Raw genomic sequence first — 24,140 nt, forward strand, 5'->3', positions numbered from 1 at the left:
GACGCCACGGGCAGGCGTCGAGCGGTCAGCCTTCGTGGACGTGCATGTCCCAACCCAGGTAGTTCTCGGCTGCGTCCACCACCGCACCGCTCACCGCGGCGTAGTTGGCAGCCACGTGGTGCTCGAAGCCGTTCTGGCAGATGTAGCGGACGAGCTTCTGCAGCTCCGGGATCTCCACGACGCCGGCACCGCCGAAGGTGTGCAGCGGATCGTCGGTGAAGCTGCCTTCGCCGACGTAGCCACGGATGCGTCCCGAAGCATCGTCGGTGCTGATCCGCAGGTAGGTCATGTGCCCGGACTTCACCACACCGTCGACGGTCCCATAGGTGTTCTCCTTGCCCACGGTGCCGGCGATGATCTCCTGGAAGTCCATCTTGTAGTCCTTGAAGAACTCTCGGGGCAGGTTGCTGCAGTGGAAGCAGACCGCCTTGTTGGCATTGCTGCCGTAGTTGTTGTTCCAGTCGAACAGAGCGCTCGGAGTCTGCGATGCCAGGGCCAGCATGTGCATCCCGACCAGCCCGCAGACGTCAACCTCGCAGGCGCTCGACATCAACTTCGAGCTCATCATGCTCATCATCGTGCAGGGCACGACGCCGTAGTTCTCCTCGATGGAGGTCCAGCACTGGATCGCGCTGATCGCGACGTCGGCTTCCCGCATCCAGTCCTCGGTGACGGCCGCCAGCTTGGCCTGCTTCAGCAGCGCCGGGGCGGGAACTCCGTGCACCGGAATGTAGTTCTTGATGGCCTCCAGCTTCTCCGCAACCTCCGGAGCACCGTCGGACAGCCGGTCCACCCGGCCCAGGATCTCGGAAAGGTCCAAGGTGATCACCGAGATCCCGGACGCCTCCAGCAGCTTCTCGCTGTAACGGACCGTGTTGAATGCCTGTGGACGCGCGCCGATCGCACCAATGCGCAACCCACGCAGGCCACCCACGATGCGGCAGGTCGCCGCGAAACGCGCCAGGTCTTCGCCGAACTCGTCGCTGAGCGGATCCACGCAGTGGGAGGTCGTCAGGGAGTACTTGATGCCGTACTGATGAAGGTTGTTGCAGGCCGACATCTTTCCGCAGAAGCTATCGCGGCGCCATTGGATCGACATCTTCCCCGGATCGTCGGGTGTCGCCTGGATCAGCACCGGCACCTTCAGCCCGGACAGACGAATCGCGTCGGCGATCGGGCGCTCCTCACCGAAGTTCGGGAGGGTGACGATGATCCCGTCGATCTCGTCCACATGCCGCTTGAACAGCGTCGCGCACTTCTTCGCGTCCTCATAGGACTGGACTGCACCGTGCTCGGTGTCCTCCGCGCCGAGGATGACGCACTGATGGCCCGCCCGGGTGACTGCCTCGACGATGTGCTTGTGGCCGGTGGCTGCGAGGTGACCTGGGAAGAACTCTCGGCTCCCGACGATAATGCCGAATGTCATGGACATCAGCGTGAATCCCTTCTGGTTGAGCTGTCGCTGAACGACGCGCAGATGGCCAGGAAGCCACGCCTCGAGAAGGCCCGCGTCCATGCGGGCTGCGAGGAGTCGGCATCCTCAACGCCGGCCATCGTTGGCGACGTATGAGGGCAGCCTACCCCTATTAGTTGTGGCGGACAACAAATTGCCTCGGCATCATGGCCGAGGTTCAGCGTCCGATGGTCAGCGCGGCATCCTGCGCCACAGGGACCGCGGAACGACGGCGGCCACGGCGAACATGGCCTTCAGCTGCCAGGGGATCCACAACTCCACACCGCGGCCGCGTTCGATCCGCCGCACCACGGCATCGGCCACCTGGTCGGGGGTGGACGAGAACGGGGCCGGCTCCATGCCCTGGGTCATCCGGCCGATCACGAAGCCGGGCCGGGCGATCACCAGATGCACCCCGGAGCCGTGCAGCGCATCGGCCAGGCCGGACGCGAACCCGTCCAATCCGGCTTTGGCCGAGCCGTAGACGTAGTTGGCCCGACGGACCCGGGCTCCGGCCACCGAAGAGAAGGCCACGATCGTGCCGTGCCCGCGGGGACGCAGTCGGTCGGCCAGGACGGTGAGCAACCCGGCCTGAGCGATGAAGTCGGTGTGCAACACGGCAGCGGCGAACTCGGCGTCGGCCTCGGCCCGCTTCTGGTCGCCGAGGACGCCGAAGGCCAACACGGCCACGTCGATCGGGCCGACCCGCTCCTCGATCGCCGCGACCAGGCCCGGCTGGGCAGCGACATCATCGGCGTCGAAGTCGAAGACCTCCACCCGAGTCGCGCCGGCCTGTCGGCAGGCGTCGACTGCCTCGTCCATCGGTCCGGGGCGGGCGGCGAGCACCACCGTGGCACCGGGCGCGAGCCGGGTGGCCACCGCGAGTCCAATCTCGCTGCGGCCCCCGAAGATCGCGACGACCCGGCTCACAGCCGTCCGGCCAGCCTGTCCAGACGGGCCAGGCAGGACTCGCGGCCCAGCAGTTCCATCGACTCGAACAGCGGCGGGGAGACATTGGAGCCGGTGATCCCCAGCCGCACCGGGCCGAAGGCGAACTTGGGCTTCAGGTCCAACCCGTCCACCAGGGCCTCGCGCAACGCGGCCTGGATGGCCTCGTGGTTCCACTCCCCCAGCTCGGCCAGCGCCTGGCTGGTCGCCGCCACCACAGCGGACGCATTGTCGCCGGCCCTGGCCAGCGCATCGGCGTCGATGACCAGCTCATCGTCGGCCGCGAACAGGTAGGCCAACTTCGGCACCGCTTCGCTGAGCAGCACCAGCCGCTCCTGGATCAGCGGAACCGCGGCCCGCAGCAGGCTCAGCTGGGTGTCGCTGGGGTCGGTCAGCTGGCCGTTGGCCAGCGCGTAGCTGATGATCCGATCGGCCAGCTCGTCGGCGTCCAGCGCCCGGATGTAGTCGGCGTTCAGGGCGCCGAGCTTGGTCAGGTCGAAGATCGGGCCGGTGGTGTTCACCTTGGCCCAGTCGAAGGCAGCCACGAACTCGCCGAAGCTGGCGACGTCCGTCCCCTCGTGCACCGGCGGGTAGGCCAGCAGCTGCAGGAAGTTGCGCAATGCCTCAGGCAGGTAGCCCTGCTCGGCGAACCAGGTCAGCCGTGCCGCCGGGTTCTTGCGCTTGGAGATCTTGGACTTGTCGGTGTTGCGCAGCAGCGGCATGTGCGCGAACGCCGGCGGGGTCAGCCCCAGCCACTTGTAGAGCAGCAGGTGCTTGGGGGTGGACGAGATCCACTCCTCGCCGCGGACCACGTGGGTGATCCCCATCAGGTGGTCGTCGACCACCACGGCCAGGTGGTAGGTCGGGAAGCCGTCAGCCTTCAGGATCACCTGGTCGTCGGGGACGGGCGCGTTCACCTCGCCGCGGATCAGATCGGTGAAGGTGAGCTCGACGTCCTCCGGCACCAGCATCCGGACCACCGGGGTCTCGCTGAAGCCGGGAAGCGCAGCCCGCTCCTCGCGGGTCTTGCCCACGCAGAGCCGGTCGTAGCCGGTCACCGAAGCCTTTGACGCCTGCTGCTCGGCGCGCAGTTCGGCCAAGCGGTCGGTCGAGCACCAGCAGTAGTAGGCGTGGCCGTCGGCGATCAGCTTGTCGACGAAGGGGCGGTAGGTGTCCAGCCGCTCGGACTGCCGATACGGGGCATACGGCCCGCCCAGGTCGGGGCCCTCGTCCCAGTCCAGGCCGAGCCAGTGCAGGGTGTCGAAGATCTGCTGTTCGGAGCTGGCCACGTAGCGGGCCCGGTCGGTGTCTTCGATCCGCAGCACGAACTGGCCACCAGTGGCTCGGGCATAGGCCAGGTTGAACAAGGACATGTAGGCGGTGCCGACGTGCGGATCGCCGGTCGGCGAGGGCGCAACGCGTAGGCGAGCTGGAGTCTGAGTCATGGCCGAATCAGCCTAGTGCACGCACCGCCGGTAGCGGCTCGGCACCGGCGACCGGCACCGCAGCCACGAACCGGGCCAGGGCCGCCGACATGCTAGTTTTTCGCCCATGACCGAGCCTGTTGTTGCCAACGATTTCATCCGCGACATCGTGCGGCGGGATCTGGAGCAGCAGACCTACGGCGGACGCGTCCAGACCCGGTTCCCACCCGAGCCCAACGGCTACCTGCACATCGGCCACGCCAAGGCCATCACCGTCGACTTCGGCACAGCCGACGACTTCGACGGCATCTGCAACCTGCGCCTGGACGACACCAACCCGGACACCGAAGAGACCGAGTTCGTCGAGTCGATCGTCACCGACATCGAGTGGCTGGGCTACCGTCCGGCCGCCGTGCTCCATGCGTCGGACTACTTCGATCAGCTCTACGAATGGGCCGAGTACCTGATCGGCAAGGGCCTGGCCTATGTGGACGACCAGGACACCGAGACCATCTCGGCCCAGCGCGGCGGCTTCGGCAAGCCCGGCATCGAGAGCCCCTACCGCAACCGCTCGGTCGAGGAGAACCTCGACCTGTTCCGCCGGATGCGCGACGGCGAGTTCGCCGACGGCGAGAAGGTGCTGCGGGCCAAGATCGACATGAACAGCGAGAACATGGCGCTGCGCGACCCGGTGATGTACCGGATCCGCCACTCCCACCACTTCCGCACCGGCGATCGGTGGTGCCTCTACCCCACCTACGACTGGGCACACGGCCAGAGTGACGCCATCGAGGGAGTCACCCACTCGATCTGCACCCTGGAGTTCGACACCCATCGTCCGCTGTACGACTGGTACCTGGCCCAGCTGCCCCTGCCGGCCACCGCGCCCAAGCAGATCGAGTTCGCCCGGCTGGAGTTCACCCATACCGTCACCAGCAAGCGTCGGCTGGCCAAGCTGGTCGCCGATGGCACCGTGGACGGCTGGGACGACCCGCGGATGCCCACTCTGAGCGGCCTGCGCCGCCGCGGCTACCCGGCGTCCGCGATCCGTGGCTTCTGCCGCGAGATCGGCACCACTCGGACCAACAGTCGGCAGAACATCGAGGCCCTCGAGGCCTTCGTCCGCCGCGAGTTGAATGCCACCGCACAGCGCCGGATGGCGGTTCTGCACCCGCTGCGCCTGGTGATCGACAACTGGCCCACCAACGCTGACGGGACGCCGGTCACCGAGTACTTCGAGGTGACCAACAACCCGGAGAACCCCGAGGACGGGACCCGCCAGGTCGCGTTCTGTGGCGAGCTGTGGATCGAGGCCGAGGACTTCGCCGAGGTGCCGCCGCCGAAGTTCTTCCGGCTCACCGTGGGTCGCGAGGTGCGGTTGCGCGGCGCCTACCTGGTCACGGCCACCTCGGTGGAGAAGGACGCAGACGGCGAAGTGGTCGCCGTCCACGCCACCTACGACCCGGCCACCAAGGGCGGGGACGCCCCGGACGGCCGCAAGGTGAAGTCCACCATGCACTGGGTCTCCGCCGCCCACGCCAGCCGGATCAGCGTGGCCCTGTACGAGCGCCTGTTCAGCGCCCCTGTTCCCGGTGAGGCCACCGGCGAGGCTCTGGACGACGTGAACCCGAACTCCCGCGAGGTGCTCGGCGAGTGCTGGGCCGAGGCTGCGGTTGCCGAGCTGGCACCGGGCAGCGTGGTCCAGTTCGAGCGGATCGGCTACTTCGCCCTGGATCCCGATCGGGCCGGGCACTTCCATCGCACGGTCGGGCTGCGGGACGAGTGGGCGGCCATTCAGCGTCGCCAGGGCTGACCTGCCCCACCCCGACCAACCCAGGAGGCCGCCATGTCCGCGTCGAAGTCGGTAGCCGATCGCCTGCCACCACTGCCCCTGCCCGCGCTCAGCGGCCGCCGGGTGGTGGTCACCGGATCCAGTAGCGGCCTGGGCCGCGCGGCCGCTGAGGCCCTGGCTGCGGCCGGCGCACGGGTGGTTCTGGGCGTCCGCAGCGCCGAACGGGGTGAGCGGGCTGCTGCCCAGATCCGGGCAGCCCATCCCGGCGCCCAGGTCGAGGTCGAGTTGATCGAGCTGGGATCGCTGGCCAGCATCGCCGCCTTCGCCGCTCGGGTGGGTGCCCGTCCGCTGGATGTCCTGATCAACAACGCCGGACTCTCCGCGGCCGACCCGTCCCAGGTGACCGAGGACGGTTTCGACCTGCAAGTCGGGGTGAACTATCTGGGTGCCTACGCCCTCACCGCTGGCCTGTGGCCGGCCCTCACTGCCGCCTCCGGACGCGTGGTGATGCTCGGCTCGATGATGGCCCGGCGAGGCCGGATCGATGCCGGCCTGGGCCGTCCGACCGGCTCCACGGTGCGCTCCTACTCCGACTCCAAGCTAGCCACAGTGGTGTTCGCCACCGAACTGGCCCGTCGGCTGCGGGACGCCGGCAGCCCGGTCACCGCCACGGCCGCCCACCCCGGCTGGGCCCAGACTGCCATCTTCGCCACCGCCGGCCTCCCCGCCTTCGTCGATCGGATCGGAGATCTGACCGGGACGATTCAGTCGGCGGCCGACGGCGCCCAGCCGATCCTGCTGGCCGCCACCACTGACCCTCCGGCCACCTACTACGGCCCCACTCGCCGGTTCGGCGCATCCGGACCGGCTGGCGCGGTAACGCTGCCACCCTCGGCCCTGGTGCCCGGTGTCGGCGAGTTGGTCTGGCAGCTGAGCGCCGAGCGCACCGGAGTACACATCGACGTGGAAGGAACCAACCCATGAGCACCGAGGTCACCGTCGTCGGGGAGGCCCTCATCGACATCGTCATTCCGGTTTCCGGCGAGCCCAGCGAGCATGTCGGCGGTAGCCCGGCCAATGTGGCCATCGGCCTGGCTCGACTCGGTCATCCCACCCGGCTGGCCACCCACATCGGCACCGACGCCCGTGGGGTTCGGATCGCCGAGCTGATGGCCCGGGAGGCGGTGTCACTGACCGCCGACAGCTGCGCGGCCGAGCGCACCCCGACCGCCGCCGCCCATCTGGACGAGGCCGGCGTGGCCACCTACCAGTTCGACCTCGACTGGCGCCTGGACCCGGCCCAGGTGCCGGTACCGGCTGGCAGCCACGTCCACACTGGCTCGATCGCCGCCACCCTCTCCCCCGGTGGCGCGGCCGTGGCCGAGATCGTGTCCGCCGCTCGAGCGCAGGCCACTGTCTCCTACGACCCCAATGCCCGGCCCACCCTGATGGGCGAGCCGGAGGCGGTGCTCCCGGTCATCGAGCATCTGATCAGCTTGTCCGACGTGGTCAAGGCTTCGGAGGAGGACGCCGCCTGGCTCTACCCGGGCCGACCCGTGGCTGAGGTGTTGCGACACTGGGCAGAGCTCGGCCCGGCGCTGTGCGCGATCACCCAGGGCGGCTCTGAGGCCGCACTCCTCCTGGCCGGAGAACTGCATTGCCTGCCCACCCTGCCCACCACAGTCGCCGACACGGTCGGGGCCGGGGACTCGTTCATGGCCGGCCTGATCTCCGGGCTTCTGGACGCCGGCCTGCTCGGCGGGACGGACGCGCGCAGCCGGCTCTACGCAGCAGGCTGGGACGAGGTCCTGCCGGCCGTCCAGCGGGCTCTGGGTTGCGCAGCCATCACGGTCTCCCGGGTCGGCGCCAACCCGCCCACCCGCGCCGAACTCGCCGGCTGAACAGCACAGACACCACTCCCCTGGCCCGTGACCGCACCGGTCACGGGCCAGTGTGGTCTACGCCCCGGTGCGCCGGCTCCGGGCATAGCAGAAGGCCCCCGCCGTTGGCGGGGGCCTTCTTCAGTTCGTGCTAGCGAACCAAGGTCACTTGATGATCTTGGTCACGCGGCCGGCGCCGACGGTCCGGCCACCCTCACGGATGGCGAACTTCAGGCCGTCCTCCATGGCAATCGGCTTGTTGAGGTGCACGGTCATGTCGGTGGTGTCACCAGGCATCACCATGTCGGTGCCCTCAGGAAGCGCAACCACGCCGGTCACGTCCGTGGTACGGAAGTAGAACTGCGGGCTGTAGTTGGAGAAGAACGGCTTGTGACGGCCACCCTCATCCTTGGTCAGGATGTAGACGTTCGCCTCGAAGTCGGTGTGCGGAGTGGTCGAACCCGGCTTGATGACGACCATGCCGCGCTCGACATCGTCCTTCTTGGTGCCGCGGAGCAGCAGGCCGACGTTCTCACCCGCGCGACCCTCGTCGAGGATCTTGCGGAACATCTCAACACCGGTGATGGTGGTGGTCTGCTTCTTCTCGGCGATGCCGATGATGTCGACGGTCTCGCCGGTCTTGACGATGCCACGCTCGATACGGCCGGTCACCACGGTGCCACGACCGGTGATGGTGAACACGTCCTCGATCGGCATCAGGAACGGCTTCTCGGTGTCGCGCTCCGGCTGCGGGATGTACTCGTCAACCGCGTTCATCAGCTCGAGCACCGACTCCGACCACTTCTCGTCGCCGTTCATCGCCGGGAAGGCGGCGACGCGGACGATCGGGCAGTTGTCGCCGTCGAACTCCTGGCTGGAGAGCAGCTCGCGAACCTCGAGCTCGACGAGCTCGATGAGCTCCTCGTCGTCGACCATGTCGCACTTGTTCAGCGCGACGACGATCGCCGGCACGCCGACCTGACGGGCGAGCAGCACGTGCTCGCGGGTCTGCGGCATCGGGCCGTCGGTAGCTGCCACGACCAGGATCGCGCCGTCCATCTGGGCGGCACCGGTGATCATGTTCTTCACGTAGTCAGCGTGACCCGGGCAGTCAACGTGAGCGTAGTGACGCTTCTCGGTCTGGTACTCGACGTGCGCGATCGAGATAGTGATACCGCGCTGACGCTCCTCGGGCGCCTTGTCGATCTGGTCGAACGCGGACACCGCATTGAGCTCGGGGTACTTATCGTGGAGCACCTTCGTAATCGCCGCGGTGAGCGTGGTCTTGCCGTGGTCGATATGCCCGATGGTGCCGATGTTGCAGTGCGGCTTGGTCCGCTCGAACTTGGCCTTTGCCACTTGGGCTCCTTTTCGGATTTGTCGCCACGCGGGCTCGCGGGGCGCTACTGATTCTTGACTGCATGGTCACGGTCCGACGCCTCAGCGCACGGACCATGCCAAGTTTTCTCTACCGGGTGGCCTGAGTCAAACTCAGGCGCCGCCACGGCCCTTCGCGATGATCTCGTCGGCCACCGACTTGGGAACCTCGCCGTAGGAGTCGAACTCCATCGAGTACGACGCCTGACCGGAGGTCTTGGAGCGAAGATCGCCGACGTAGCCGAACATCTCGCTCAGCGGCACCAGAGCCTTGACGACCTGGTTGCCGTGCGCTTCTTCCATGGACTGGACGTGGCCACGGCGGCTGTTGATGTCGCCGATCACAGTGCCCAGGTAGTCCTCCGGGGTGGTCACCTCGACGGCCATCATCGGCTCCAGCAGAGCCGGGTCGGCCTTACGGGCGGCCTCCTTGAAGACCATCGAACCGGCGATCTTGAAGGCCAGTTCGGAGGAGTCGACGTCGTGGTACGCACCGTCCAGCAGGGTGACCTTGATGTCCTCGACCGGGTACCCGGCCAGCGGACCGAAGGCCATGGCCTCCTTGATGCCCGCGTCCACGGCCGGGATGTACTCCCGGGGGATGCGACCACCAGTGACGGCGTTCACGAACTCGTAGCCCTCGCCGGCCGGCTTGGGCTCGAGAGCCACCAGCACCTTGGCGTACTGACCCGAACCACCCGACTGCTTCTTGTGGGTGTACTCGACCTTCTCCACCGGACGACGCAGGGTCTCGCGGTAGGCGACCTGCGGCTTGCCGATGTTCGCCTCGACCTTGAACTCACGCTTCATCCGGTCGATCATCACCTCGAGGTGAAGCTCGCCCATGCCGGCGATGATGGTCTGGCCGGTCTCCTCGTCAGTGTGGACGCGGAAAGTCGGATCCTCTTCGGCCAAGCGCTGGATCGCGATGCCCAGCTTCTCCTGGTCGGACTTGGTCTTCGGCTCGATGGCCTGCTCGATCACCGGTGCCGGGAAGTCCATGGACTCCAGCACGACCGGGTCGGACGGGTCGCACAAGGTCTCACCGGTGGTGGTGTCCTTCAGACCCATCACCGCCACGATCATGCCGGCGCCGATCTCGTCGATCTCCTGACGCTTGTTGGCATGCATCTGGTAGATCTTGCCGATCCGCTCCTTGCGGCTCTTGGTCGAGTTCAGCACCTGCTGGCCGGCCTTCAGCACGCCGGAGTAGATCCGGATGTAGGTCAGCTTGCCCAGGTGCGGGTCCGCGGCAATCTTGAAGGCCAGGATCGACAGCGGCTCCTCGTTGGAGGTGTGCCGCTCGATGACCTCGTCCGGGTGGCCGGGCTTGAAGCCCTGGATGGCCGGGATGTCCAGCGGGGACGGCAGGTAGTCCAGAACGGCGTCCAGCATCGGCTGCACACCCTTGTTCTTGAAGGAGGTGCCACAGATCACCGCGGTGATCTTGTTGGCGATCACGGCGCGACGAATGGCGGCCTTGATCTGCGCAGCGGTCAGCTCCTCGCCGGTCTCCTCCGCCTCGAGCCAGGCCTCGGCGAACTCGTCGTCGTGGTCGGCCAGCACGTGGATGAGCTCCTCGTGGGCGGTCGCAGCGGCATCGGCCATGTCGGCCGGGATCTCCTCGACGACGTAGTCCTCGCCGATGGTGGTCTCGCCGCGCCACATCAGGGCACGCATGCGGACCAGGTCGATCACGCCCTGGAAGTGGGACTCGGCGCCGACCGGCAACTGCAGCACAGCGGCGACCGTGTTCAGACGCTCGCGGATGGTCTTGACGCAGTAGTCGAAGGACGCGCCGGTGCGGTCCAGCTTGTTCACGTAGCAGATGCGCGGCACGCCGTAGCGGGTGGCCTGACGCCACACCGTCTGCGACTGCGGCTCGACACCGGCGACACCGTCGAAGACACAGACCGCACCGTCCAGCACGCGCAGCGACCGCTCGACCTCAATGGTGAAGTCGACGTGGCCGGGGGTGTCGATGATGTTGATCTGGTGGTCTTTCCAGAAACACGTGGTGGCAGCCGAGGTGATGGTGATCCCTCGCTCCTGCTCCTGCTCCATCCAGTCCATCGTCGCGGCGCCATCGTGCACCTCGCCGATCTTGTAGTTGATGCCGGTGTAAAACAGGATCCGCTCGGTGGTGGTGGTCTTGCCGGCGTCGATGTGGGCCATGATGCCGATATTGCGGACCTTCGCCAGGTCCTGCTTCAAGTCAATGGCCACTGGGCCTCAACCTTCCGTTCTACAAGCTGGTTTATTCAGGGCACAGGGCACGGTGGTGAGACCGTGCCCTGTTTTGGGTTCAGATCTGGTGCGAGATCACCAGCGGTAATGAGCGAAGGCGCGGTTGGCCTCGGCCATCTTGTGGGTGTCTTCGCGACGCTTCACCGAAGCGCCCAAGCCATTGGAGGCGTCCAGCAACTCGTTCATCAGACGCTCGGTCATGGTCTTCTCGCGACGGGCGCGGGAGAAGCTGACCAGCCAGCGCAGGGCCAGCGTGTTGGCGCGAGCCGGCTTGACGTCGACCGGCACCTGGTAGGTGGCGCCACCGACACGACGGCTCTTCACCTCGAGGGCCGGACGGATGTTGTCCAGGGCCTTCTTCAAGGTCTGCACCGGATCGACACCAGTCTTGGTCCGGGTGCCCTCCAGGGCGCCGTAGACGATGCTTTGCGCGGTGGTCTTCTTGCCGTCCAGCAGGATCTTGCTGACCAGCTGAGAGACCAGCGGCGAGCCGTAGACCGGGTCGACGACGATCGGACGCTTCGGGGCGGGACCCTTGCGAGGCATTACTTCTCCTTCTTCGCGCCGTAGCGGCTGCGAGCCTGCTTGCGGTTCTTCACACCCTGGGTGTCCAGCGAGCCGCGGATGATCTTGTAGCGAACACCGGGAAGGTCCTTCACTCGGCCACCACGGACCAGCACCATCGAGTGTTCCTGCAGGTTGTGGCCGACGCCCGGGATGTAGGCAGTGACCTCCACGCCCGACGACAGCCGCACGCGCGCAACCTTGCGCAGCGCCGAGTTCGGCTTCTTCGGCGTGGTGGTGTAGACGCGGGTGCAAACCCCACGGCGCTGCGGTGAACCCTTCAGCGCAGGGGTCTTGTTCTTGCTGACCTTGTCCGTGCGGCCCTTGCGGACCAACTGCTGGATAGTGGGCACCGGCTGGTATCTCTTTCCTTGAGGCTTGTCGTGGCGCGCGCCGAGCGCCACCAGCCTGAACCCTGGCCGGACGCGGCGCACGCACGCATGGTTCGGTCACCCGAACACAGCGTGCAAGATTACTTGATCCCCGCCATGAGCGTCAAAGCGGGGCTAGTGGGACGAGTCTGAATGCGCGGTCGCATCCAGGCTCTGCTCGATCTGAGTGATCAGATCAACCCGACGAGCGTGCCGGCCACCCTGGAACTCGGCGGCCAACCACTCGCGGACGATCATGCGGGCAAGCCCGGGGCCCACTACACGGGAACCCAGGGCCAGCACGTTGGTGTTGTTGTGCTCTCGGGACAGCCGTGCAGAGTACGGCTCCGAGCAGACCGCAGCCCGGATTCCCGGCACCTTGTTGGCCGAGATGGAGATCCCGACCCCGGTGCCACAGGCCAGCAGCCCGAGGTCGTAGGTGCCGGCTGCTACCAGCCGTCCGACCCGAGCCCCGTTCACCGGATAGTCCAGCGCTTCGCCCGGAGCTGGGCCGAGGTCGGTGACCTCGTGACCCAGCTCCCTGGCTTCGGCCGCCATCTCCAGCCGCAGATCAACTGCGGCGTGGTCTGATGCGATGACGATCCGCATGATCAGCGCAGCTCCCCCGTGTCGTACTCGTCCAGGCCGACCGGCGCACCGCCGACCGACAGGTCATAGTCGTACGGGTCGTAGGTGAGGTCGTAGGCCGCAGCCCGCGCCTCTGCCGTCGGCTCCACCCGGATGTTGCGGTACCGGTCCAGACCGGTACCAGCCGGGATCAGCTTGCCCAGGATGACGTTCTCCTTCAAGCCGACCAGCGAGTCAGACTTGGCGTGGATCGCGGCATCGGTGAGCACCTTGGTGGTCTCCTGGAAGGAGGCCGCCGACAGCCAGGACTCGGTCGCCAGCGACGCCTTGGTGATACCCATCAGGACCGGACGGCCCTGCGCGGGGATCTTGCCCTCGGTGACCATCTGGCGGTTCTCAGCCTCGAACAGCTTCCGGTCGACCAGCTCACCGGGCAGCATCGAGGTGTCCCCCGACTCGATCACCGTGATCCGGCGCAGCATCTGCCGAATGATGATCTCGATGTGCTTGTCGTGGATCGGAGCACCCTGGGTCCGGTAGACCGCCTGGACCTCCTCCACCAGGTGCTCCTGCACCTTGCGGAGACCGCTCACCCGGAGCACGTCCTGCGGGTCCGGAGTACCGGCGTACAGCTGCTCGCCGGCCGCCACCTGAACGCCATCGGCGATCGAGTGCTGGACGCCGGCAGCGTCCTCCCACTCCAGGCGAACCCGGCGCGGCAGGGTGTACTCAAGGTCGACGTCACCGTCATCGCGGACGATCACCAGCTTGCGCAGGCGATCACCTTCCTCGATCCGGATCCGGCCGGACGCCTCAGCGATCGGAGCCTTGCCCTTGGGCTGGCGAGCCTCGAAGAGCTCGACCACACGCGGCAGACCCTGGGTGATGTCGTCCCCGGCCACACCACCGGTGTGGAAGGTACGCATCGTCAGCTGGGTGCCGGGCTCACCGATCGACTGAGCGGCGACGATACCGACGGCCTCGCCGACGTCGACCAGCTTGCCGGTGGCCAGCGAGCGTCCGTAGCAGGCTGCGCAGGTGCCGGTGGCAGCCTCGCAGGTGAGCACGGAACGCACCTTGACCTCGGTGATGCCGTTCTTGAGCAGCTTCTTGATGTTCACATCGCCGAGATCGACGCCGGCCTTCAGCAGGACCTTGCCGTCCTCGGTGACCACATCAGAGGCCAATGTCCGGGCGTAGACCGCGGTCTCGACGTTGCGGGCCGGAACCAGCTTGCCGCCGGCCTTGGCCTCGGCCGCGATCACCTTAGTCAGACCACGCTCGGTGAGGCAGTCCTCCTCGCGAATGATCACGTCCTGAGAGACGTCGACCAGACGACGAGTCAGGTAACCGGAGTCGGCCGTACGCAGAGCGGTGTCCGCCTGACCCTTTCGACCACCGTGGGTGGAGATGAAGTACTCCAGGACCGACAGGCCCTCACGGAAGTTCGACTTGATCGGGCGGGCGATGATCTCGCCCTTCGGGTTGGCCACCAGGCCTCGCATGGCGGCGATCTGGCGCATCTGGGTCATGTTCCCTCGAGCGCCCGAGTGCACCATCATGACGATCGGGTTTTCCTTGGTGAAGTTGGCCTCCATCGCAGCGGTGAGCTCGGCGGTGGCGTCATTCCACAGCTGGACGAGCTCTTGGTGACGCTCCTCCTCGGTGACCTTGCCTCGCTCGTACTGCTTGGTGATCTTCGCAGCCCGGGTCTCGTAGGTGGCCAGGATCTCCGGCTTGTTCGGCGGAGTCTGGACGTCACCGATCGAGACCGTGACACCCGAACGGGTGGCCCACTTGAAGCCCAGCGCCTTCAGCCGGTCCAGGGTCACTGCGACCTCGACCTTCGGGTACCGCTCAGCCAGGTCGTTGACGATCTGGCCCAGCTTCTTCTTGCCGACCTCGACGTTCACGTACGGGTAGTCGGCCGGCAGCGCCTCGTTGAACAGGGCGCGACCCAGCGTGGTGTTCAGGATGATCGAGCCATCGGCCCGGGTCTCCTCACCGGCCGGCGGGACGATCCCGGTCAGCCGGATCCGGCACGGCGCGCCGATACCCAGTTCCTTGTTGTCGAAGGCCATGTAGGCCTCGGACACCGAGGAGAAGGCGCGGCCCTCGCCGGGCAGCCCTTCGCGCTCGATGGTCAGGAAGTAGTGACCGATGATCATGTCCTGAGTAGGCAGGGTCACCGGGCGGCCGTCGGCTGGCTTGAGGATGTTGTTGGTGGACAGCATCAGGATCCGGGCCTCGGCCTGCGCCTCGGCGCTCAGCGGCAGGTGAACTGCCATCTGGTCACCGTCGAAGTCCGCGTTGAAGGCGGTGCAGACCAGCGGGTGAAGCTGGATGGCCTTGCCCTCGATCAGCTGCGGTTCGAATGCCTGGATGCCGAGTCGGTGCAGGGTTGGTGCACGGTTCAGCAGCACCGGGTGCTCGGCGATGACCTCTTCCAGGACGTCCCACACGACCGGACGCTGGCGCTCGACCATTCGCTTGGCGCTCTTGATGTTCTGCGCCAGGTTGAGGTCGTCCAGGCGCTTCATCACGAAGGGCTTGAACAGCTCCAGAGCCATGTTCTTGGGCAGGCCGCACTGGTGCAGCTTCAGCTGCGGGCCGACCACGATGACCGAACGGCCGGAGTAGTCGACGCGCTTACCGAGCAGGTTCTGACGGAACCGGCCCTGCTTGCCCTTCAGCATGTCCGAGATCGACTTCAGCGGACGGTTGCCCGGGCCAGTCACCGGACGGCCACGACGGCCGTTGTCGAACAGCGAGTCGACGGCCTCCTGGAGCATCCGCTTCTCGTTGTTGACGATGATCTCGGGCGCACCCAGGTCAAGCAGTCGCTTGAGCCGGTTGTTCCGGTTGATCACGCGGCGGTACAGGTCGTTCAGGTCGGAGGTCGCGAACCGGCCACCGTCCAACTGCACCATCGGGCGCAGGTCGGGCGGGATCACCGGGACGGCGTCCAGCACCATGCCCAGCGGGCTGTTGGTGGTGTTGAGGAACGCGGAAACGACCTTGAGCCGCTTCAGGGCGCGAGTCTTGCGCTGGCCCTTACCGGTCTGGATGATCTCGCGGAGCAGTTCGGACTCGGCCGCGAGGTCGAAGGTCCCCAGGCGCTTCTTGATCGCCTCGGCACCCATGTAGCCCTCGAAGTACTTGCCGAAGCGCGACTTCATCTCGCGGTAGAGGATCTCGTCGCCCTCCAGGTCCTGAACCTTCAGGCCCTTGAACCGGCTCCAGACCGCGTCGAGACGATCCAGCTCACGCTGGGCACGGTCGCGCAGCTGCTTGACCTCACGCTCGCCGCCCTCGCGGACCCGCTTCTTCAGGTCGGCCTTGGCGCCCTCGGTCTCCAGCTGAGCCAGATCCTCTTCGAGCTTGTGCAGGCGAGCCTCGACGTCGGCATCGCGACGCGCCTCGAGCTGCTTGCGCTCAACCTCGACCTTGGCCTCCAAGGAGGGCAGGTCACGATGACGAGCATCGACGTCGACCGCGGTGATCATGTACGCGGCGAAGTAGATGACCTTCTCCAGGTCCTTCGGCGCCACGTCCAGCAGGTAGCCCAGCCGGCTCGGCACTCCCTTGAAGTACCAGATGTGGGTGACCGGGGCGGCCAGCTCGATGTGGCCCATCCGCTCGCGGCGGACGTTCGAGCGGGTCACTTCGACGCCACAGCGCTCACAGATGATGCCCTTGAAGCGCACCCGCTTGTACTTGCCGCAGTAGCACTCCCAGTCCCGGGTCGGGCCGAAGATCTTCTCGCAGAACAGGCCGTCGCGCTCAGGCTTCAGGGTCCGGTAGTTGATCGTCTCGGGCTTCTTGACCTCGCCGTGCGACCACTCCCGGATCTGGTCGGCCGTAGCCAGCCCGATCCGCAGCTCGTCGTAGAAGTTCACGTCCAGCACGTTGCTTCGCTTTCCCCCACGCCGGAGCGTGGGACCAACTTGGGTGAGTCTCGAGTTGTCTTGGGACTGAGTTGAACTCAGACTTCGTCGACGGAGCGGAAGGAGTCAGCACCGGGGCGCCGGGACAGATCGATCCCGAATTCCTCGCTGGCCCGGTAGTCATCCTCCGAGTCGCGCAGCTCCACCACAGTCCCGTCGCTGGAAAGCACCTCAACATTCAGGCACAGCGACTTCATTTCCTTGACCAACACCTTGAACGACTCCGGGATACCCGGCTCGGGGATGTTCTCGCCCTTGACGATCGCCTCGTAGACCTTCACGCGGCCCGGGACGTCGTCGGACTTGATGGTGAGCAGCTCCTGCAGAGCCCAGGCTGCGCCATAGGCCTCCAGAGCCCACACCTCCATCTCACCGAAACGCTGACCACCGAACTGCGCCTTACCACCCAGCGGCTGCTGGGTGATCATCGAGTACGGACCGGTGGACCGGGCGTGGATCTTGTCATCGACCAGGTGGTGCAGCTTCAGCATGTAGATGTAGCCCACACCGACCGGCTCCGGGTACGGCTCGCCGGAACGGCCGTCGAACAGCCGCGCCTTGCCACCCGCGTTGACCAGCTTCATCCCGTCGCGCTGCGGGAGACCGTGCTCCAGCAGACCGGCGATCTCTTCCTCGTTGGCACCGTCGAAGACCGGGGTGGCCAGGCGAGACTCGCCGGGCACCTTCTCCAGTCCTACCGAACGCAGCCGCTCGGCCCAGGGCTCGTCCACCCCGGCGATATCCCAACCGGTCTTGGCGACCCACCCGAGGTGAGTCTCCAGCACCTGCCCGATGTTCATTCGGGACGGCACACCCAGCGGGTTCAAGACGATGTCGACCGGAGTCCCGTCCTCCATGAACGGCATGTCCTCGACCGGCAGGATCTTGGAGATGACGCCCTTGTTGCCGTGACGGCCGGCCAGCTTGTCACCGTTGGAGATCTTGCGCTTCTGAGCGACGTAGACCCGGACCAGCTGGTTGACTCCCGGCGGGAGCTCGTCGTCGTTCTCGCGGTCGAAGACGCGGACGCCGATCACGGTGCCGGTCTCGCCGTGCGGGACCTTCATCGAGGTGTCGCGGACTTCGCGGGCCTTCTCGCCGAAGATCGCGCGCAGCAGCCGCTCCTCCGGGGTCAGCTCGGTCTCGCCCTTCGGGGTGACCTTGCCGACCAGGATGTCGCCGGTGCCGACCTCGGCACCGATCCGGATGATGCCGCGCTCGTCGAGGTTGGCCAGCATGTCCTCACCGATGTTCGGGATATCCCGAGTGATCTCCTCGGCACCGAGCTTGGTGTCGCGGGCATCGATCTCGTGCTCCTCGATGTGGATGCTGGTCAGCACATCGTCCTGAACCAGTCGCTGGGACAGGATGATCGCGTCCTCGTAGTTGTGACCCTCCCACGGCATGAACGCCACCAGCAGGTTGCGGCCCAGGGCCATCTCGCCACCGTCGGTGCAGGCACCGTCGGCCAGCGGGCTGCCGGACTCGACCCGGGCACCAACACTGACCAGCGGACGCTGGTTGATGCAGGTGGCCTGGTTGGAGCGGCGGAACTTGGCCAGCCGGTAGCTGGAGTATGTGCCGTCATCGTTGGTGATGTCGATCACGTCGGCGGTCACCCCGGTGACCACACCGGGCTTGGCCGCGACGGTCACGTCACCGGCGTCGACCGCACCGCGGTACTCCATGCCGGTACCGACGAACGGAGCCTCGTTGCGGATCAGCGGCACCGCCTGGCGCTGCATGTTCGCACCCATCAGGGCTCGGGACGCGTCGTCGTGCTCCAGGAACGGGATCAGCGCGGTCGCCACCGACACCATCTGGCGCGGCGAGACGTCCATGTACTGAACCTCGCTGGGCAGGACTTCGTCCGCCTCACCGTGGCGCTCGCGGACCAGGACCCGGTCCTCCATGAAGCTGCCGTCCGCGGCCACCTTGGCGTTGGCCTGGGCGATGACGTAGCGATCCTCTTCGTCCGCGGTCAGGTAGTCGATCTGGTCGGTGACGACCCCATCTTCCACCTTGCGGTACGGCGTCTCGATGAAGCCGAAGGCGTTCACCCGGGCGAAGGATGCCAGCGAGCCGATCAGGCCGATGTTCGGGCCTTCCGGAGTCTCGATCGGGCACATCCGGCCGTAGTGGGACGCGTGGACGTCGCGGACCTCCATACCGGCGCGATCCCGGGACAGACCGCCCGGGCCGAGCGCGGACAGACGCCGCTTGTGGGTCAGACCGGCGACCGGGTTGGTCTGGTCCATGAACTGCGACAGCTGGGAGGTTCCGAAGAACTCCTTCAGCGCAGCCGACACCGGACGGATGTTGATCAGGGTCTGCGGCGTGATCGCCTCGATGTCCTGAGTGGTCATCCGGTCCCGGACGGTCCGCTCCAGACGGCCAAGGCCGATCCGCAGCTGGTTCTGGATCAGCTCGCCGACGGTACGCAGGCGACGGTTGCCGAAGTGATCGATGTCGTCGGTCTCGACCGGCATGTCACCGATCTCGGTGCGACCCTCGTGCAGCGACACGATGTAGCGGATCGCGGCGACGATGTCGTCGATGGTCAGCACCTGGGTGTCGAACGGCAGCCCGGTGCCCAGCTTCTTGTTGATCTTGTAGCGACCAACCTTGGCCAGGTCGTAGCGCTTCGGGTTGAAGTAGTAGTTCTCCAGCATCTGCTGGGCGGCCTCACGGGTCGGCGGCTCGCCCGGACGCAGCTTGCGGTAGATGTCCAGCAGCGCCTCGTCGGTGTTGGCGGTGTGGTCCTTCTCCAGGGTCAGCCGCATCGACTCGAACTCGCCGAACTCGGCCAGAATCTGCTCGTTGGTCCAGCCCAGCGCCTTCAGCAGCACGGTGACGTTCTGCTTGCGCTTGCGGTCCACGCGGACACCGACCATGTCACGCTTGTCGATCTCGAACTCCAGCCAGGCGCCGCGGCTCGGGATCATCTTGCAGGTGAAGATGTCCTTGTCCGAGGTCTTGTCGGCGGTCTGCTCGAAGTAGACACCGGGGGAACGCACCAGCTGGGACACAACGACCCGCTCGGTGCCGTTGATCACGAAGGTGCCCTTGTCGGTCATCAGCGGGAAATCGCCCATGAAGACCGTCTGGCTCTTGATCTCGCCGGTGTCGTTGTTCATGAACTCCGCGGTCACGAACAGCGGGGCCGCGTAGGTGAAGTCCTGGTCCTTGCACTCCTCGACGGTGTGCTTGGGCTCGTCAAACCGGTTGTCGCGGAACGACAGCGACATGGTCTGGGAGAGGTCTTCGATCGGAGAGATCTCTTCGAAGATCTCCTCCAAGCCGGACTTGGTGTTGACGTCCGTGCGGCCTGCTGCCTTGGCGGCGGCCACTCGGTTGGCCCAGGTTTCGTTGCCGATCAGCCAGTCGAAAGACTCGACCTGGAGATCTAGCAGATTGGGCACCTCCAACGGTTCATGGATCTTCGCGAATGAGATCCTGCCGCTGGCTGAGACAACATTGGTGTTCTTCGACGCAGTGCGCGAGGCGGCCAAGGTGAGGTCCTTCCACAAAGCCGGGACTACCGGTTTCGTTGCACGCAGAACGGCCCGAGTCAAGTACACGGGTCGTTGATGGCAATGAGCAAAGCGATAGCTTACCGAAATCGCTCGTTGATGGCAACTGGGTCGCTGGCTGGCCGTCGGCGCAGCGCAACCCTGCTCAACTCAGCACCAAGGATACTCCCGGACGGACACCACAAGGCCGGCGCACTTGCCAACTCGCGGGAGGGGTAGCCGCGGTATGTAACAAGGCACCGGCCTGTGGTGTTCTTCGTCCGACGCTTAGGGGGCGCGTCGACAGGGATAAGTCGATCAGACTTGACAGCCTTTGTCAACTGCCAGTCAAGAACTTTCTTTCAACTCCGATGCCTGACGCCATGCGCGCAACGCAGACCGCAGGCGCCCCTCGTTCTCCAGGGCGATCGCCGCCTGCGCGTACTGCTCCCGGGCTAGTCCGACCTTGTTCAGCGCGGCGTAGGCGTTGGCCAGCACCAGCCTGGTCGAGCCGTGCGACACGTCCGGAGCGCCCAGCGCGGGATCGGCCAGGACCTCCTCCATGAGCTCGGCCGCCCGTTGCGGCTCGCCGGTGGCCAAGGCGAGCTTGGCCTCGGCCTGGCGCAGTTCGGCGAGGTCGTGCTTGTTGCCGACCAGGCTCAGCCCCACCGAGGCGTTCTGCAGCATCTGCGGCACTCCATCCAGGAAGCCGGCGTCCACCTTCGCCTCCGCGAAGGTGCGCTGAAGGCGTAGCCAGAGCCGAACATCGCGTCGAGAGTCGAGGAGGGCAAGCGCCTTCTCGAAGTGGGGAACGCCTGTGTCGGGCTCACCGGCGGCGATCGCCACCGCACCGAGGGTCCACTCCACCATGCCCTTGGCGTGATCGGAGGACAGTTCCGGCTCCACGGCCTCCAGCCGGTCCAGATACGGCCGGCTCTCGATCAGCGAGTGTCCAGCCTCGGTCATGGCGCTGACGAGCGCCATCAGCGCGTCAGAGAGCACCACCGGCGGCGCGGCGCTGGCCGCCTCGACGGCACGGGCCGCGAAGGCCACCGCCCAACCCAGCCGGTCCGCGGAGCGGTGAGCGAACGAGGCCAGGCTCAGCGCCTGGGCCCGCGCCACCGGCAACCGTCCACCGGTCTCATGCTCGGCCAGCTGCTCTGCCAGCTCGGCGGCCTCGGGGAAGTTGCCGGAGGCGAAGTTGGCCTGGGCAAGCACATACAGCGCTTCCCAATGCCGTCCTTGATCGTGGGTGCGCTCGGCGATCTCGACCGCTCGAGTCGCGTACTTGATCGCGCCGGCCCAGTCCCGCTCGGACCACGCTCGCTCGGCGAGCAGCAAGTCCTCCATGGCACTGCTGGGCTGATCACTGACCTGGCCGCTCGAGGTCACTCCCCACTCCTCGGGAGGAATCCCGAGCTGGCGGCAGAGGAACTCGATGACTTCCGGGGTTGCCGACCGACGCCCACTCTCCAGGTGGGAGATGTAGCTGCCGGTGTACTTGTCCCCGGCGAGCTCGGCTTGGGACCAACCCTTGCGCTTACGTGCCTGCCGGAGCAGAACGCCGAATTGCACAGCGTTGGACGCGTCCATTCGACCTCCGATCTCCAACTCGACAGGAACCTTGTCAAATCTTGACAAGCTAGTCAACTAGTCTGTACTCTTCCTTTAAGTAATCCTCAGGGAAGGGGCCCCAGATGGGTATCGTTCGGAAGATCGTCGCAGCAGTTGCAGTCGCTGGCGCACTGGCGGTTCTGCCGCTCAGCGTCGTCTCCAGTGATAACGCCGGTGGCCGCATCGGTGGCGGCACCACCGTCTCCACCAATGGCCAGGGCAACTGGCCCCAGAAGGGCTGACGCTCCCTTCTCCACACAGACTTGATCAACTGAAAACCCACCCCCAGTAAGTCAGAAGGGCGACAACTCCTCGAGTTGTCGCCCTTCTGCTTGCCCCGATCAGCCACAGAGGCTGTCCGGATATGCCACTGGCGGCAGCCCCGCGAGGGACTGCCGCCAGTGAAGTGTTTCCAGGCTGGAGCCTAGAGCGTCACTTGATGGTGACAGCGGCGCCGGCGGCCTCGAGGGCCTCCTTGGCCTTGGCGGCCACGTCGCGGGCAACCTTCTCCAGCACCGGCTTCGGAGCGGCCTCGACCAGGTCCTTGGCCTCCTTCAGGCCCAGGTTGGTGAGAGCGCGCACCTCCTTGATGACCTGGATCTTCTTGTCGCCAGCGGAGTCGAGGATCACGTCGACCTCGTTGCTGACCTCTTCCTCAGCAGCGGCCTCGCCGGCAGCGGCCGGGGCGGCAGCGGCGGCCACGGCCACCGGAGCGGCAGCGGTGACACCGAAGGTGTCCTCGAACAGCTTCACGAACTCGGAGAGCTCGATCAGGGTCATCTCCTTGAATGCCTCAAGGAGCTCGTCAGTGGTGAGCTTTGCCATTATCGGCTTCCTTTCTCTTATTCGGATGCAGCGTCAGCCGCGTCAGTGGTGGCCTCAGCAGCGGCAGCTGCATCGGTTGCCGGGGCATCCCCGGCGGGCTTCTGGGTCTTGAGTGCGTCCATCGCACGAGCGGCCGCCGAAAGCGGAGCGGCAAACAGGCCGACCGCCTTGGCCAGATTCCCGTTCATGGCACCGGCCAGCTTGGCCAGCAGCACCTCGCGGGATTCCAGATCGGCCAACTTCTTGACCGAATCGGCGTCCAGGACACGACCGTCCATGACACCGCCCTTGATCACCAGAAGCGGGTTCGCCTTGGCGAAGTCACGCAATCCCTTGGCCACGGTGGCAACGTCACCGCGGATAAAGGCGATCGCCGTCGGGCCGGCGAGGGTGTCCTCGAGGCCTTCAATGCCCGCTTCGCGAGCAGCGATCGTGGTCAGCGTGTTCTTCGTCACGGCGTAGGTGGCGTCCTCACCCAAAGACCGGCGCAAAGCCTTGAGGTCCTTGACGGTGAGTCCGCGGTACTCGGTCAGCACAGCGGCTGCAGAGCTGGTGAACTGCTCAGCCAGTTCCGCAACGGCGGCTGCCTTGTCCGGCCTCGCCATGAGTCTCCTTCCCACATCTGTCAGGTTCGCCGCTGACTACTGGGGCAAAAGAAAAACCCCGGTGCGCAGGCAACCGGGGACGACTTCGAAGAAGCGACTCACAGACACCTACGCGGGATTTATCGGTCCTGATTTCTCAGGGCTGCACCAGCGGTCTTTGGCTCTTAGCAGTCTACGCTGCCGGCCGGTCGCCGACCAAATCGAGGCCAATAGGCAACGGCCGGCTCCCGCGAGGCGAGAGCCGGCCGTTGACGTCAGCGAGGATCACTCGTCGGCAGGACGCACCCGAGTCGGATCGACGGCCACGCCGGGGCCCATGGTGGAGGCCGCGGTGATCTTCTTGATGTAGCGGCCCTTCGACGCGCTCGGCTTGAGCCGCAGCACCTCGTCCAGCGCGGAGAAGTAGTTCTCCACGAGCTGCTGCTCGGTGAACGACGCCTTGCCGATGATGAAGTGCAGGTTCGCGTGCCGGTCGACCCGGAACTCGATCTTGCCGCCCTTGATGTCGGACACGGCCTTGGCCACGTCGACGGTCACCGTCCCGGTCTTCGGGTTCGGCATCAGGCCACGCGGGCCGAGCACGCGGCCCAGCCGACCGACCTTGCCCATCAGGTCGGGGGTGGCCACCACAGCGTCGAAGTCCAGGTAGCCCTTGGATACCTTGTCGATGAGCTCGTCGTCGCCCACCTCATCAGCACCCGCAGCGAGGGCCTCAGCGGCCTTATCTCCGGTGGCGAAGACGAGGACCCGTGCCGTCTTGCCAGTGCCGTTGGGGAGGTTGACCGTGCCGCGGACCATCTGGTCCGCCTTGCGCGGGTCGACGCCGAGCCGCATGGCGACCTCGACGGTTTCGTCAAACTTGGCCGATGCGCCGTTCTTCACCAGGCCCAGCGCAGCCTCGGGGCTGTAGAGCTGGTCGGCGTCGATGGTCTCGGCTGCGGCCCGATAGGCCTTGCTTCGCTTCATGCTGGTCTCCTTGTCGTGCGGCCCTCG

Annotated in this window: 18 protein-coding genes; 4 read left to right on the forward strand and 14 right to left on the reverse strand. The window is 66.2% G+C overall.

What is annotated here, in order from left to right; all coding sequences use genetic code 11:
- Window positions 1-25: 25 nt before the first annotated feature.
- The 3 genes from ATK74_RS07735 to gltX all read right to left on the reverse strand — a co-directional run bounded on the left by ATK74_RS07735 (window position 26) and on the right by gltX (window position 3,846).
- Window positions 26-1,426, reverse strand: a complete 1,401-nt coding sequence (locus tag ATK74_RS07735; RefSeq protein WP_098462124.1) for an L-fucose/L-arabinose isomerase family protein — start codon at window positions 1,424-1,426, stop codon at window positions 26-28.
- A 219-nt stretch (window positions 1,427-1,645) separates the two neighbouring features.
- Window positions 1,646-2,383, reverse strand: a complete 738-nt coding sequence (locus ATK74_RS07740) for an SDR family NAD(P)-dependent oxidoreductase (protein WP_098460490.1) — start codon at window positions 2,381-2,383, stop codon at window positions 1,646-1,648.
- Window positions 2,380-3,846 carry a glutamate--tRNA ligase gene (gene gltX / locus ATK74_RS07745; protein WP_098460491.1) on the reverse strand — a complete coding sequence of 489 codons (1,467 nt, stop codon included), beginning with the start codon at window positions 3,844-3,846 and terminating at the stop codon, window positions 2,380-2,382. The genes ATK74_RS07740 and gltX overlap by 4 nt, the downstream gene beginning before the upstream one ends.
- A 106-nt stretch (window positions 3,847-3,952) precedes the next feature.
- Between gltX and ATK74_RS07750 the strand changes: the two genes are divergently transcribed.
- Genes ATK74_RS07750 through ATK74_RS07760 form a run of 3 tightly spaced genes read left to right on the forward strand, consistent with a single transcriptional unit; the run spans window position 3,953 to window position 7,518 of the window.
- Entirely contained in the window at window positions 3,953-5,638 is a 1,686-nt protein-coding gene (locus tag ATK74_RS07750; protein ID WP_098460492.1) for a glutamine--tRNA ligase/YqeY domain fusion protein, read from the forward strand.
- Between the two features lie 33 nt (window positions 5,639-5,671).
- Window positions 5,672-6,601, forward strand: coding sequence for an SDR family NAD(P)-dependent oxidoreductase (locus ATK74_RS07755; RefSeq protein WP_098460493.1), 930 nt, complete (start codon window positions 5,672-5,674; stop codon window positions 6,599-6,601).
- Window positions 6,598-7,518: a carbohydrate kinase family protein gene (locus ATK74_RS07760; RefSeq protein ID WP_098460494.1), complete on the forward strand. Its 921-nt coding sequence runs from the start codon at window positions 6,598-6,600 to the stop codon at window positions 7,516-7,518. The genes ATK74_RS07755 and ATK74_RS07760 overlap by 4 nt, the downstream gene beginning before the upstream one ends.
- Window positions 7,519-7,662: 144 nt before the next feature.
- On the opposite strand, the gene tuf is transcribed toward ATK74_RS07760, so the two are convergent.
- From tuf to ATK74_RS07800, 8 genes are all read right to left on the reverse strand, one after another.
- Window positions 7,663-8,856, reverse strand: coding sequence for an elongation factor Tu (gene tuf / locus ATK74_RS07765; RefSeq protein WP_098460495.1), 1,194 nt, complete (start codon window positions 8,854-8,856; stop codon window positions 7,663-7,665).
- 132 nt (window positions 8,857-8,988) lie between these two features.
- Entirely contained in the window at window positions 8,989-11,100 is a 2,112-nt protein-coding gene (gene fusA, locus ATK74_RS07770) for an elongation factor G (RefSeq protein WP_098460496.1), read from the reverse strand.
- 96 nt (window positions 11,101-11,196) lie between these two features.
- Entirely contained in the window at window positions 11,197-11,667 is a 471-nt protein-coding gene (rpsG, locus tag ATK74_RS07775) for a 30S ribosomal protein S7 (protein ID WP_098460497.1), read from the reverse strand.
- Entirely contained in the window at window positions 11,667-12,038 is a 372-nt protein-coding gene (rpsL, locus tag ATK74_RS07780) for a 30S ribosomal protein S12 (RefSeq protein WP_020488528.1), read from the reverse strand. The genes rpsG and rpsL overlap by 1 nt, the downstream gene beginning before the upstream one ends.
- Window positions 12,039-12,191: 153 nt before the next feature.
- A complete protein-coding gene (gene rpiB / locus ATK74_RS07785) occupies window positions 12,192-12,665 on the reverse strand; it encodes a ribose 5-phosphate isomerase B (protein WP_098460498.1) in 474 nt (157 codons plus the stop codon).
- Between the two features lie 2 nt (window positions 12,666-12,667).
- On the reverse strand, window positions 12,668-16,552 hold the full coding sequence (locus tag ATK74_RS07790) for a DNA-directed RNA polymerase subunit beta' (protein ID WP_098460499.1): 3,885 nt from the start codon (window positions 16,550-16,552) through the stop codon (window positions 12,668-12,670).
- Between the two features lie 77 nt (window positions 16,553-16,629).
- Entirely contained in the window at window positions 16,630-20,103 is a 3,474-nt protein-coding gene (rpoB, locus tag ATK74_RS07795) for a DNA-directed RNA polymerase subunit beta (protein WP_098462127.1), read from the reverse strand.
- 348 nt (window positions 20,104-20,451) lie between these two features.
- The gene (locus ATK74_RS07800) at window positions 20,452-21,696 is read right to left on the reverse strand and encodes a helix-turn-helix transcriptional regulator (RefSeq protein ID WP_098460500.1); all 1,245 of its coding nucleotides are present in this window, start codon (window positions 21,694-21,696) and stop codon (window positions 20,452-20,454) included.
- 104 nt (window positions 21,697-21,800) lie between these two features.
- On the opposite strand from ATK74_RS07800, the gene ATK74_RS15355 reads away from it, so the two are divergent.
- Entirely contained in the window at window positions 21,801-21,959 is a 159-nt protein-coding gene (locus tag ATK74_RS15355; protein ID WP_169923777.1) for a hypothetical protein, read from the forward strand.
- A 190-nt stretch (window positions 21,960-22,149) separates the two neighbouring features.
- On the opposite strand, the gene rplL is transcribed toward ATK74_RS15355, so the two are convergent.
- The 3 genes from rplL to rplA form a co-directional block, all read right to left on the reverse strand.
- On the reverse strand, window positions 22,150-22,542 hold the full coding sequence (rplL, locus tag ATK74_RS07805) for a 50S ribosomal protein L7/L12 (RefSeq protein WP_098460501.1): 393 nt from the start codon (window positions 22,540-22,542) through the stop codon (window positions 22,150-22,152).
- A gap of 17 nt (window positions 22,543-22,559) precedes the next feature.
- The gene (gene rplJ / locus ATK74_RS07810) at window positions 22,560-23,147 is read right to left on the reverse strand and encodes a 50S ribosomal protein L10 (protein WP_098460502.1); all 588 of its coding nucleotides are present in this window, start codon (window positions 23,145-23,147) and stop codon (window positions 22,560-22,562) included.
- A 264-nt stretch (window positions 23,148-23,411) separates the two neighbouring features.
- Window positions 23,412-24,113 carry a 50S ribosomal protein L1 gene (gene rplA / locus ATK74_RS07815; protein WP_098460503.1) on the reverse strand — a complete coding sequence of 234 codons (702 nt, stop codon included), beginning with the start codon at window positions 24,111-24,113 and terminating at the stop codon, window positions 23,412-23,414.
- Window positions 24,114-24,140 lie beyond the last annotated feature (27 nt).

The sequence above is a fragment of the Propionicimonas paludicola genome (assembly GCF_002563675.1).
GTDB lineage: Bacteria > Actinomycetota > Actinomycetes > Propionibacteriales > Propionibacteriaceae > Propionicimonas > Propionicimonas paludicola.